A 12,018-nucleotide genomic window follows, 5' to 3' on the forward strand; every position below is an offset into this window, starting at 1 on the left:
GTGGTGGAGGGGGATATCCACAAGCGAAACGCTGCCGGCACACCCCCTCCACCATGCTTCGCATGGTCCCCCTCCCCGTGCCGGGGAGGAGTTTGATGGCCGCGCCCAACAGGCCCTCCACGCCCTCTGCGCCTCTGCGCGAACCCTCTTTCTACCCAACCTATAAGCACAAAAGACATGATCGCCCCCGCGATCAAATGCCCTCAGCCAACGATATTTTGTTGCTGAAACCGGTTCCGGAACAGCAGTTTGGACGCTATGCCCGGCCTGTGCGCATCCTCCCCACCCTGCTCGCCGCCCCGTTGCTCCTGGCCAATGCCGATCCGGCGGCGATCCCGCTGCAGGTAAAGGCGATGCTCGACGCGGCCCTCGCCTCCGGCAATGAAAGCGAGGTCGCGACGATCGTCAAATATGCCCGCGCCACAGCCCCCGACAATGCCGACGCGATCACCGCGATGGTCGATTCGTGGCACGCCGAGCGGCTGGCGAAACGACAGGAAAAGCTGCGCGAGGCAGGCCCCTTCGATCTCTGGAAAGGCCGCGCCGAGGTCGGCGGATATTTCACCACCGGCAATACCGAGAATATCGGCCTGAGCGGCGCGCTTGACCTGCAGCGCGAGACGCTGCGCTGGCGCCACAAGATCCGCGTCGCCGCCGACTATCAGGAAAGCCTCGGGCTGGTCAGCCGCGAACATTATCTCGCCGCCTATGAACCCAATTTCAAATTCGGCCCGCGCGGCTATGTCTATGGCGCGGCGCAATATGAGAGCGACCGGTTCCTCGGCTATACCGACCGCTATTCAGCCTCGCTCGGCGCCGGCTACAGCGCGATCAAGCAGCCCGGCATGACCCTGGATGTCGAACTGGGCCCGGCCTATCGCCACACCAATTACACCGATGCCACGGTCGAGAGCAGCATCGCCGCACGCGGATCGCTCGACTTCGACTGGAAATTGTCGCGCGCCATCACGCTCAGCCAGGACGCCTCGGCCTATATCCAGCATTTCAACAGCAGCATCACCGGCACCACCGCGCTCAACGCCAAGCTGATCGGCCCGCTCGCCGCGAAACTATCCTACAGCGTGCAATATGAAAGCATGCCGCCAATCGGGCGCGTCGGCACCGACACCACCAGCCGCGCGTCGCTCGTCTATAGTTTCTGAACCGCAACCAAAGTGGGTGGAGCGAGGTGACCTGACTCGCTAGACGAGGCCGATGTCCGTTCTTTCAACTGCAGAATCAACCGCGCTCGATGTCGCACGCAGCCAGCCGATGCTGGCGCAGGTCGAACGCTGGAGCACCATCAACAGCGGCACGCGCAATCTTCCCGGCCTCGAAAAAGTCGCGGCGCTGCTGGCCGACGAGTTCGCCGCGCTCCCCGGCGACATCACCCTGATCGAGCCCGAAGCCGCGGAAAGCGTCGGCATCGACGGCACCGTCACCCCGCTCGCCCATGGCAAGCATCTCCATCTCAGGGTCCGCCCCGACGCACCGGCGCAGATGCTGTTCACCGGCCATATGGACACGGTCTATCCGGTCGACCACCCGTTCCAGTCGCTGACCTTCCGCGACGACGGCACGCTCAATGGCCCGGGCGTCGCCGACATGAAGAGCGGCCTCGCGCTGATGCTCGCCGCGCTCAAATCGGTCGAGGCGTCGCCGCTGCGCGACCGCATCGGCTATGAGGTGGTGATCAATTCCGACGAGGAAACCGGCTCCTTCTCCTCCGCCGGCCTGATCGCGCGCGCCGCCCACGGCAAGCTCGCCGCGCTGACCTATGAGCCCGCTCTGCCCGACGGCACATTGGCCGGCGCACGCGGCGGCACGGGCAATTTCTCGATCGTCGTGCACGGCCTCAGCGCCCATGCCGGCCGCAACCCCGATGACGGCCGCAACGCGATCGTCGCGGCGGCCGATCTCGCGCTCCGCCTCACTCAGGCGCGCAGCCCCCGGCTGGCGGTCAACCCGGCGCGGATCGATGGTGGCGGGCCGAACAATGTCGTGCCCGACCTTGCGATCCTGCGAGTCAATTTCCGCCCCGCCACGCTGGAGGAGATCACCCGCGCCAAAGCGCATATCGACAGCGCGGTGGCGATGGTCGCGGCCGAACATGATGTCCGGATCGAGGTCCATGGCAGCTTCAACCGCCCGCCCAAGCCGATCGATGCCGGTGCCGCGAAACTGTTCGAGCTGGTCAAGCATGCCGGCGCCGATCTCGGCCTCGACATCGCCTGGCGCCATTCCGGCGGGGTGTGCGACGGCAACAACATCGCCGCCTGCGGCGTGCCGGTGGTCGACACGATGGGCGCGCGCGGCGGGGCGATTCACTCGCCCGACGAATTCCTTATCATCGACAGCCTGGGCGAGCGCGCCGCGCTCTCCGCCCTCACCATCATGCGTATCGCCGAACGGGGACTTTCATGAATTTTCGCATCCGCGCCGCCGGTCAGGGGGACCTGCAGGCGCTTTATGAAATGGCCAAATTGACCGGGGGCGGTTTCACCAATTTGCCGCCCGACCGCGCCTCGCTGCAGATCAAGCTCGATCGTGCAGGCCAAGCCTTTGCCCGTGATGACGATGCGCTGGGCGACGATCTGTTCGTGCTGGTGCTGGAAAATGTCGACACCGGCGAAGTGCGCGGCACCTGCCAGCTCTTCTCGCAGGTCGGGCAGCGCTTTCCCTTTTACAGCTACCGGCTCAGCACCCTCACGCAGCACAGCAAGGAGCTCAACCGCACCTTCCATGCCGAAAATCTCGCACTGACCACCGACCTTGAGGGATGCAGCGAAGTCGGCGGGCTGTTCCTTCACCCCGGCGAACGCGCCGGCGGGCTCGGCATGCTGCTCGCGCGCAGCCGCTATCTGTTCATCGCCAATCACCGCGCGCGTTTTGCCGACCGCATTCTCGCCGAATTGCGCGGCATCATTGATGAAGCCGGCGGCTCGCCCTTCTGGGATGGCCTTGCCGGGCGGTTCTTCGGGATGAATTTCCAGGACGCGGATCAGTTCAATGCGATCCACGGGCATCAGTTCATCGCCGACCTGTTCCCGCAGCATCCGATCTACACCGCGATGCTGTCGGAAAGCGCGCGCGCCGCGATCGGCCTGCCGCACCCCTCCGGCCGCGCCGCGATGCGCATGCTGGAAAATGAAGGCTTCGCGTTCGAACGCTATGTCGACATTTTTGACGGTGGGCCGACCATGACCACCAAGACCGACAATGTCCGCACCATCCGCGAAGCGGTGACAACCAAAGTCCTCGCCGTGGACGATGCCGGCGGCGGCGAGCCGGCTTTGGTCGCGACTGGCCGGCTGGCCGATTTCCGCTGCTCGCATGCGCGCATTCGCCCCGGCGACGACGGTATCACGATCGATCAGGCCTGTGCCACCGCACTCGGCGTCGGGCCGGGCGATGCGGTCAGCTATGCGGGGCGCGTCTGATGCTGACCGAGATCAATTTCGACGGGCTGATCGGCCCAAGCCATAATTATGCCGGGCTCAGCCATGGCAATCTCGCCGCGACCAACAATGCCGGCAAGGTGTCGCAACCGCGCGCCGCCGCGCTCGAGGGCATCGCCAAGATGCGCGCCAATCTCGCGCTTGGCCTGACTCAGGGCATATTGCTCCCGCTGGCACGGCCCGATCATGACTGGCTGGCGAGCCTCGCCACCAGCTACGCCGATGCCGCCCCGCATCTTCAGGCGCAGGCGTTGTCGGCCTCGGCGATGTGGGCGGCCAATGCCGCGACCGTCTCGCCCGCGCCTGATACGGCCGATGGGCGGTGCCATCTCAGCGCCGCCAATCTCGTGACCATGCCGCACCGCAGCCATGAATGGCGCGGCACTCTGGCGCAGCTGCGCATCGCCTTTGCCGACCCTGCCTTCGCCGTGCATGACGCGGTGCCGGCGCCGTTCGGCGATGAGGGCGCGGCCAACCATATGCGGCTCTGCGTCGAGCATGGCCGGCCAGCGGTCGAGGTGTTCGTCTATGGCGTGTCGGGCGGCCCCTTCCCCGCCCGCCAGCACCGCGAGGCCAGCGCCAGCATCGCGCGGCGCCACCGGCTCGATCCGGCGCGCACCCTGTTCGTCGCCCAGTCCGAAGCCGCGATCGCCGCCGGCGCGTTCCACAATGATGTCGTCGCGGTCGCCAATGAGCGCGTGCTGTTCACCCATGAACTGGCGTTCGAGGACAAGGACAGCTTCTACCGCGAGCTGCGAGAGGCATTGCCCGAGGTCGAGATCGTCGAAGTCCCGGCGGCGCGGGTCAGCCTGGCCGACGCGGTCTCATCCTATCTGTTCAATGCGCAGCTCGTCACCTTGCCCTCAGGCGGCATGGCGCTGATCCTGCCTGAGGAAGCGCGCGAGAATGCCGCGGTCTGGTCCTGGCTGCAGGACATGGTCGCGGGCAATGGCCCGATCCGCCAGCTCGAAGTGGTCGATGTGCGCCAGTCCATGGCCAATGGCGGCGGCCCGGCCTGTCTGCGGCTGCGCGTGGTGTGCGACCCGGCGACGGTCGATCCGCGCTTCCTGGTCGATAATGCGAAGCTCGACCGCATCGCCGCAGTGGTCGCGGCGCACTGGCCGGAGCGGATCGATGGGGCGATGATCGCCGATCCCGCGCTGATCGCCACGATCGAACGCGCCCGCGCGGCACTCCTGGAGGCGCTGGGCCTCGATGACCTTGGAATGTCGGATTAATTAACAGGTAACCATATCCGTTAAAACGAAACCACGCATTTCCGCCATTGGTCCGCGGCTTGCTTGACGTTTGGCATGTGGACCAAATTCGCAAAACTGTTCGTCATCAAGTCCAAGTTCGAGGCGTTCCTGGTCATTTATGGCCTTGGCCTCGGCGCGGTCGAACGCGGGGTGCATTACCTCCATCAATATCCCGGGGTCGGCGGCTGGCTGCTCTTCTCGGTCTGCCCGGTCGCCGTGTTCATGGCGGGTGCGCGGATCCTCGATTCGATCGAGCGGCAACAGGCCGACTGACCCTCAGCTTTAAGGCCCAACAGCATAAGTTGATCGCGCCGCGGCAATTCGCCACTATCTGGGGCGACAATGAGCGTCACCCTTACCCATCTCCAGCGCCTCGAAGCCGAGAGCATCCATATCATGCGCGAAGTGGTCGCTGAGGCCGAGCGCCCGGTGATGCTCTATTCGGTCGGCAAGGATTCGGCCGTGATGCTGCACCTTGCGCGGAAAGCCTTCTTCCCGGCGCGGCCGCCCTTCCCGTTGCTCCATGTCGATACGACCTGGAAATTCCGCGACATGTATGCGCTGCGCGATCGCGCCGCAGAGGCAGCGGGCATGAAGCTGATCGTCCACAAGAATCCCGATGCCGAGGCGCGCGGCATCAACCCGTTCGACCATGGCAGCCTGCACACCGATCTGTGGAAGACCGAGGGGCTGAAACAGGCGCTCGAAGCCGGCCGTTATGACGCGGCGTTCGGCGGCGCGCGGCGCGACGAGGAAAAGAGCCGCGCCAAGGAACGGATCTTCAGCTTCCGCTCGGCGCATCAGCGCTGGGATCCGAAGAACCAGCGCCCCGAATTGTGGCGGCTCTACAATACGCGCAAGGCAAAGGGCGAAAGCTTCCGCGTCTTCCCGCTATCCAACTGGACCGAGCTCGATATCTGGCAGTATATCCTCGCCGAAAATATCGAGATCGTCCCGCTCTATCTCGCCGCGCCGCGCCCGACGGTCGAGCGCGACGGGTTGCTGCTGATGGTCGATGACGACCGCTTCCGGCTGCGCCCCGGCGAAGTGCCGGTCGAACGCTCGATCCGCTTCCGCACGCTGGGCTGCTACCCGCTGACCGGCGCGGTCGAGAGTGACGCGGCGACCTTGCCCGACGTGATTCAAGAAATGCTCCTGACCACTACAAGCGAGCGTCAGGGCCGTGCGATCGACCATGATCAGAGCGCGAGCATGGAAAAGAAGAAGGCGGAGGGCTATTTCTGATGACTGCCGTTTCCTCCTTCCGGCCGGATGAACTGATCGCCGCCGATATCGGCGCCTATCTCGCGCTGCATCAGCGCAAGTCGCTGCTGCGCTTCATCACCTGCGGTTCGGTCGATGACGGAAAATCCACGCTGATCGGGCGCCTGCTCTACGATTCGAAAATGATCTTCGAGGATCAGCTCGCCGCGCTCGAAGCCGACAGCAAGCGGGTCGGGACTCAGGGCCAGAATATCGATTTCGCGCTGCTGGTCGACGGCCTCGCCGCCGAGCGCGAACAGGGCATCACGATCGACGTCGCGTACCGCTTCTTCGCGACCGAAAAGCGCAAGTTCATCGTCGCCGATACGCCCGGCCACGAACAATATACCCGCAACATGGTCACCGGCGCCTCGACCGCCGATTGTGCCGTGATCCTGATCGACGCGCGCAAGGGCGTGCTGACTCAGACGCGGCGTCACAGCTTCCTCGCGCATCTGGTCGGCATCCGCCACATCGTGCTGGCGGTGAACAAGATGGACCTGGTCGATTACCGCCAGATCGTGTTCGACCAGATCGTGGCCGACTATGCCGACTTCGCCGCATCGATCGGGATCGAGACCTTCACCGCCATTCCGCTGTCGGGTCTGGCCGGCGACAATATCGCCAGCCGCTCGGACGCGATGCCTTGGTATGGTGGCCCGGCGCTGATCGAGCATCTCGAGGCAATCGATCTGGAAGGCGACGCGGCGCAGGCGCGGCCGTTCCACCTGCCGGTACAATGGGTCAACCGGCCCGATCTCGATTTCCGCGGCTTTGCCGGGTCGATCGCGACCGGATCGATCCGGCCGGGCGACGCGGTCCGTATCCTGCCCTCGGGGCGCACCAGCAAAATCGCCCGGATCGTGACGATGGACGGCGATCTGAGTGAAGCGGTTGCCGGCCAGTCGGTCACGCTGACGCTCGCTGACGAAGTCGATTGCTCGCGCGGCGATGTGATCGCCGCGGCGGCGGCACCGCCCCAGGTCGCCGATCAGTTCCAGGCGACCCTGGTGTGGATGGCGGAGGAGCCGTTGCTCCCCGGTCGCGCCTATTGGCTGAAGCTGGCGACCCAGACGGTCAGCGCGACGATTCAGCAGCCGCGCCATGCGATCGACGTGAACACGCTGGCCGAATTGTCGGTGAAGACGCTTGGCCTCAATGATATCGGCGTGACCGAAGTCTATACCGACCGGCCGATCGTGTTCGAACCCTATGCCGACTCGACCGATCTCGGCGGCTTCATTCTGATCGACAAGCTGACCAATGCGACCGTCGCGGCGGGCACGTTGACCTATGCGCTGCGCCGGTCGCAGGACGTCCACTGGCAGGCAATCGACATCACCCGCGCTGCGCATGCCGCGCAAAAGGGGCAGACTGCCAAATTGCTCTGGTTCACCGGCCTGTCCGGGTCGGGCAAATCGACCATCGCCAATCTGGTCGAAAAGAAGCTGCACGCGCTTGGCCGCCACAGCTTCCTGCTCGACGGCGACAATATCCGCCACGGCCTCAACAAGGATCTCGGCTTCACTGATGCCGATCGGATCGAGAATATCCGCCGCGTCGGCGAAGTCGCCAAGCTGATGACCGATGCCGGGCTGATCGTGCTGACCGCCTTCATCTCGCCATTCCGCGCCGAGCGCGAACTGGTGCGCAGCATGATGCCGTACAGCGAGTTCGTCGAGATCTTCATCGACACCCCGCTCGACGTGGCGGAGGCGCGCGACGTGAAGGGGCTCTATGCCAAGGCGCGCAGCGGCGCGATCGCCAATTTCACCGGCATTTCCAGCCCTTACGAAGCACCGGTCAGTCCTGAGATTCGCGTCGACACGACCCGCGAGACGCCGGAGGCCGCCGCCGAACGGATCGTCGAGCATATCATGGGCGTGTGGAGTCCGGACCTTTGACACAGACGCCGCAAACCGACGCCGAACTTGCCCGCGCCGTGGCGCTGGAGGCGGGCGAACTGCTCCGCACCCTCTGCGCGACGGGCGATTGCTCGGGCGCAACCTTGGGCAAGCGCGGCGACGAGCGCGCCAACGCCGCGATCATCGCGCATCTGCGCACCGCGCGGCCCGACGACTTCATCCTGTCCGAAGAAGCCGCTGACGACCGCGCGCGCTGTTCGGCGCGGCGCGTCTGGGTGGTCGATCCGCTCGACGGCACGCGCGAATTTTCCGAGGAGCGCGACGACTGGGCGGTGCATATCGGCCTGGCGATCGACGGCGTGCCGGTCACCGGTGCGGTCGCCCTGCCCGCTGCGCACAAGGTTTTCGTCACTGACGACACACCCCCCGACTATCCGCCGCTCGGCGGGCGTCCGCGCATGGTGGTCAGCCGCTCGCGCCCCCCGCAGATCGCGCTCGCCGTGGCCGCGGCGCTCGATGCGGAAATGATCCCGATGGGCTCGGCCGGCGCCAAGGCGATGGCGGTGGTCGAGGGCCGCGCCGACATCTACCTCCATGCCGGCGGCCAGTATGAGTGGGACAATTGCGCGCCGGTGGCCGTCGCATTGGCCGCCGGGCTGCATGCCTCGCGGATCGACGGCAGCGCGCTGGTCTATAATTGCGTCGACCCGCTGCTGCCCGACCTGCTGATCTGCCGCGAGGAACTGGCACCCCGCGTCCTGGCGGCTATTCGCGCCGCCCAACCGGACATCGGGTAAGTGCGATTTCCGCGCGCGACGTTTCGCACGCGCTTTGCTAATTCCGGCGCATCGCGACGTCCAACGAGGTGCCCGTGAGCGTAATCGCCGCCTATCTCTACCGTGATGGCCAGAAGATCCGGCCGATCGAGATCGACGAACCAACGCCGTGTCACGGCGACAAGAAGGAGTTCGTGTGGATCGGCCTGCATGAGCCGACCGATGCCGAACTGAACACGCTGCAGGAGAAATTCGGCCTGCACCCGCTGGCGGTCGAGGACGCTCAGAACAAACATCAATTGCCCAAGATCGACGTCTATGGCGACCAGCTGTTCGTCGTCGCGCGCACCGCGCATCTCAACGACGACCATATCGACTATGGCGAGACGGCGATCTTCGTCGGCCCCAATCACATCATCACCGTCCGCCACGGCTCGGCCCGGGCACATAGCGGCCTGCGCGCGCATCTCGAGGCTGCGCCGGGGCTGCTGCGCCACGGCGTCGATTATGTCCTCCACGCGATCCTCGACTTCATCGTCGACGGCTATCTGCCGATCGTCGAAACGATCGAGGAGGACGTGCTCGAGATCGAGACGCGGACGATGGATGCCTCGCTGTCGTACGACGACACCAAGCGCCTGTTCACGCTGCGCCGCGAGGTGATCCGGTTCCAGCGCGTGATCGGCCCGATGGGCGAGGTGACGAGCAAATTGTTCAACCTCGACGTGCCGTGCATCGATGCCGAGACCAAGCCCTATTTCAAGGACGTGCTCGACCATGTCCGGCGGGTCGAGAATATGGTCGGCGGCCTGCGCGACGTGCTGACCTCGGTGTTCGAGGTCAGCACCCTGCTCGAACAGCAGCGCCAGGGCGCGATCACCCGCCAGCTCGCGGCCTGGGCCGCGATCCTCGCCGTGCCGACCGCGATCGCCGGCATTTACGGGATGAACTTCGAATATATGCCGGAGCTCAAGACCCGCTACGGCTATTTCGTCACCGTCGCGGTGATCCTCGCGCTCTGTACCGCGCTCTATGTCCGGTTCCGGCGCGTCAAATGGCTGTGACGCCCGAGGACCATGACGAGACGCCGCCGGCATTGGTTCCGATCCAGCGGCGCGAACAGATGTATCCCATCCTGTCGGCCGACGACATCGCCCGTGTCGCCCGTTTTGGCGGCCAGCGCGGCTATCAGGCCGGCGAACGGCTCTTCGCCACCGGCGAACGCGGCGTCGGGCTGCTGGTCGTGCTCTCGGGCCGCGTATCGATCGTCCAGCATGACGGCGCCGGCCATGTCAGCCCGATCACCGAACATAGCGCTGGATCGCTGATCGGCGAGATCTCCAGCCTGTCCGGCCGCCCGGCATTGGTCGATGCGGACGCCGCTGAGCCTGTCGATGCCTTGATCCTCAAGCCCGCCGACCTGCGCGCGCTGATCGTTGCCGAAGCCGATCTTGGCGAGCGGATCATGCGCGCGCTGATCCTGCGGCGGACTCGCCTGATCGACGCGGCGGCGGGCGGCCCGATCCTGATCGCGCCGGGCGAGGATCCCGGCCGCGTCCGGATCGCCGGTTTCCTGCGCCGCAACGGCCTGCCCTTCCGCTCGCTCGACCCGGCGACCGACGACGAAGCGGCGGATATCGTCGCGCATCTTCACCCGGGGCCCACGGATTGGCCGCTCGCGATCCTGCCCGACGGGACCGTGCTCCGCGCGCCGTCCGATACCGACATCGCGATCGCCATGGGCATGATCGGTAAGCCCGACGACCAGTGCGTCTATGACGTCGCGATCGTCGGCGCCGGGCCGGCCGGCCTCGCCAGCGCGGTCTATGCCGCGTCCGAGGGCCTGTCGGTGCTGGTGCTCGATGCACGCGGCTTTGGCGGCCAGGCGGGGGCGAGCGCGCGGATCGAGAATTATTTCGGCTTCCCGACCGGCATCACCGGCCTCGCGCTGACCGCGCGCGGTTTCGTCCAGGCGCAGAAGTTCGGCGCCGAGATCGCCATTCCGGCCTGTGTCAGGACGCTCGAATGCAGCGATGCCAATGGCATCCACCGGCTGCATATTGACGATGGCCGCGTCTATCGCGCGCGCAGCGTGGTGATCGCCTCCGGCGCGCGCTACCGCCGCCCGGCTCTGACCCGGCTGGAGGAGTTTGAAGGACGCGGCGTGTGGTACTGGGCATCCCCGGTCGAAGCGCAATTCTGCAGCCGGCAGGAAATCGTCCTGGTCGGCGGCGGTAATTCGGCGGGACAGGCGGCAGTCTATCTTGCCGGCCATGCCGCCAAAGTACGGATGATGGTGCGCGGCGACGGGCTTGCCGCCACCATGTCGCGCTATCTGATCGACCGTATCGCCGCCAATCCGCGAATCGAACTGATGAGCCGGACCGAGGTCGTCGCGCTCGATGGCGGCACCGCCGGGCTCGAGCAGGTGACCTGGAAGAATCGCGATTCGGGGCAAAGCATCGAAGCGCCGATTCGCAACGTGTTCATGTTCGTCGGCGACGATCCCGCGACCGAATGGCTCGGCGAATGCGCCGTGCTGCCGGATGAAAAGGGCTTTGTCGCGACCGGCCAGGATATGCTGACGCTGCAGACCAGCGTCCCCGGCGTCTTTGCGATCGGCGATGTCCGGGCGGGATCGGTCAAGCGCGTCGGCGGCGCGATCGGCGAAGGGGCAGCGGTGGTCGCCCAAATCCATCAATATCTGGCGCGAGGCTGACCCTGAGCAGAGAACATCTCTTCAGCGCAGCTTGGGAGGGGAAGCAGACCTCCCCCTCCCGCACCGCATCAGCCAGCCGTCTTGGGCTGCATGTCCGCAGGGCAGGCGCCCTGATATTTCGCCTCGATGACGACCTTGGTTTCCTTCTGCGCCGCAGGCGGCAGGTTGGCGCCTTTCATCGACGTGGCCATTTCGACCTTATAGGCGCTCGACATGTCGCCCGTGACGCTGCCCTTGGTCGCGACGGTCATGCCGTTCTGCGTGCACTCCAAATCGATATCGTAACCCGACGCGTTGGACGTCACGTTGTTCTTCGCGCAGTTCGCGCCAGGCTGCTTCGACACGAAGGGATTGTCGCCGGGCTTGGTCTCGCCGACGCAAACCTTCATCGCCGGTACCGCGACGCCCGCCGACGTGGTCTTGAGCTCCCACAGGCCTGCCTTGGGCATTTTAGCGGCAGCCGGGGCGGCCGGCGCCGCGTCGACCGTATTGGCGGCGCTATCGCCCGCCTTGGTGCCGCCCGAGCAGGCGCCGAGCAGAAGGAGGCCGGCAACCGCGGCGCAAGCTGACAATGAACGGGTATGCATGGATATTTCGCTCCTGTTGGCGGATCGGCGGGGGCCGACCCTTGCGGCCGTTCCGATTCATCGGAGTTCTCAGCTGCCGCCATTTCATCCA

The 12,018-nt window shown here is 65.6% G+C and carries 11 protein-coding genes; 10 read left to right on the forward strand and 1 reads right to left on the reverse strand.

The window, feature by feature from the left end; genetic code table 11:
• Positions 1–221 precede the first annotated feature (221 nt).
• The 10 genes from ACRECS_RS17075 (at position 222) to ACRECS_RS17120 (ending at position 11,340) form a co-directional block, all read left to right on the forward strand.
• Entirely contained in the window at positions 222–1,163 is a 942-nt protein-coding gene (locus tag ACRECS_RS17075; protein WP_431584149.1) for a DUF481 domain-containing protein, read from the forward strand.
• A gap of 52 nt (positions 1,164–1,215) precedes the next feature.
• Positions 1,216–2,424: a hydrolase gene (locus ACRECS_RS17080; protein ID WP_431584150.1), complete on the forward strand. Its 1,209-nt coding sequence runs from the start codon at positions 1,216–1,218 to the stop codon at positions 2,422–2,424.
• Complete coding sequence (locus ACRECS_RS17085; protein WP_431584151.1) at positions 2,421–3,440, forward strand: arginine N-succinyltransferase; 1,020 nt, start codon at positions 2,421–2,423, stop codon at positions 3,438–3,440. The genes ACRECS_RS17080 and ACRECS_RS17085 overlap by 4 nt, the downstream gene beginning before the upstream one ends.
• A complete protein-coding gene (locus ACRECS_RS17090) occupies positions 3,440–4,696 on the forward strand; it encodes an N-succinylarginine dihydrolase (protein ID WP_431584152.1) in 1,257 nt (418 codons plus the stop codon). The genes ACRECS_RS17085 and ACRECS_RS17090 overlap by 1 nt, the downstream gene beginning before the upstream one ends.
• 75 nt (positions 4,697–4,771) lie before the next feature.
• Positions 4,772–4,990, forward strand: coding sequence for a hypothetical protein (locus ACRECS_RS17095; RefSeq protein ID WP_431584153.1), 219 nt, complete (start codon positions 4,772–4,774; stop codon positions 4,988–4,990).
• A 69-nt stretch (positions 4,991–5,059) separates the two neighbouring features.
• Entirely contained in the window at positions 5,060–5,962 is a 903-nt protein-coding gene (gene cysD / locus ACRECS_RS17100; RefSeq protein WP_431584154.1) for a sulfate adenylyltransferase subunit CysD, read from the forward strand.
• Positions 5,962–7,884, forward strand: a complete 1,923-nt coding sequence (gene cysN / locus ACRECS_RS17105; RefSeq protein WP_431584155.1) for a sulfate adenylyltransferase subunit CysN — start codon at positions 5,962–5,964, stop codon at positions 7,882–7,884. The genes cysD and cysN overlap by 1 nt, the downstream gene beginning before the upstream one ends.
• Entirely contained in the window at positions 7,881–8,642 is a 762-nt protein-coding gene (locus tag ACRECS_RS17110) for a 3'(2'),5'-bisphosphate nucleotidase CysQ (protein WP_431584156.1), read from the forward strand. Before cysN ends, ACRECS_RS17110 begins: the two co-directional genes overlap by 4 nt.
• 74 nt (positions 8,643–8,716) lie before the next feature.
• Complete coding sequence (gene corA, locus ACRECS_RS17115; protein ID WP_431584157.1) at positions 8,717–9,685, forward strand: magnesium/cobalt transporter CorA; 969 nt, start codon at positions 8,717–8,719, stop codon at positions 9,683–9,685.
• Positions 9,676–11,340 (forward strand): FAD-dependent oxidoreductase, encoded by a 1,665-nt coding sequence (locus tag ACRECS_RS17120; RefSeq protein ID WP_431584158.1) that lies wholly within the window; start codon positions 9,676–9,678, stop codon positions 11,338–11,340. Before corA ends, ACRECS_RS17120 begins: the two co-directional genes overlap by 10 nt.
• A gap of 68 nt (positions 11,341–11,408) precedes the next feature.
• Here the strand turns inward: ACRECS_RS17120 and ACRECS_RS17125 are convergent, their stop codons facing one another.
• A complete protein-coding gene (locus ACRECS_RS17125) occupies positions 11,409–11,927 on the reverse strand; it encodes a DUF3617 domain-containing protein (protein ID WP_431584159.1) in 519 nt (172 codons plus the stop codon).
• Positions 11,928–12,018 lie beyond the last annotated feature (91 nt).

It is taken from the genome of Sphingomonas sp. (assembly GCF_050725575.1).
Taxonomy (GTDB): Bacteria; Pseudomonadota; Alphaproteobacteria; order Sphingomonadales; family Sphingomonadaceae; genus Sphingomonas.

Bases quoted from the DNA above. Each gene is read 5' to 3' on its own strand.
- ACRECS_RS17080 (WP_431584150.1), top strand. From the start codon at position 1,216: ATGTCCGTTCTTTCAACTGCAGAATCAACCGCGCTCGATGTCGCACGC.
- ACRECS_RS17085 (WP_431584151.1), top strand. From the start codon at position 2,421: ATGAATTTTCGCATCCGCGCCGCCGGTCAGGGGGACCTGCAGGCGCTT.
- ACRECS_RS17090 (WP_431584152.1), top strand. From the start codon at position 3,440: ATGCTGACCGAGATCAATTTCGACGGGCTGATCGGCCCAAGCCATAAT.
- ACRECS_RS17095 (WP_431584153.1), top strand. From the start codon at position 4,772: ATGTGGACCAAATTCGCAAAACTGTTCGTCATCAAGTCCAAGTTCGAG.
- cysD (WP_431584154.1), top strand. From the start codon at position 5,060: ATGAGCGTCACCCTTACCCATCTCCAGCGCCTCGAAGCCGAGAGCATC.
- cysN (WP_431584155.1), top strand. From the start codon at position 5,962: ATGACTGCCGTTTCCTCCTTCCGGCCGGATGAACTGATCGCCGCCGAT.
- ACRECS_RS17120 (WP_431584158.1), top strand. From the start codon at position 9,676: ATGGCTGTGACGCCCGAGGACCATGACGAGACGCCGCCGGCATTGGTT.
- ACRECS_RS17125 (WP_431584159.1), bottom strand. From the start codon at position 11,927: ATGCATACCCGTTCATTGTCAGCTTGCGCCGCGGTTGCCGGCCTCCTT.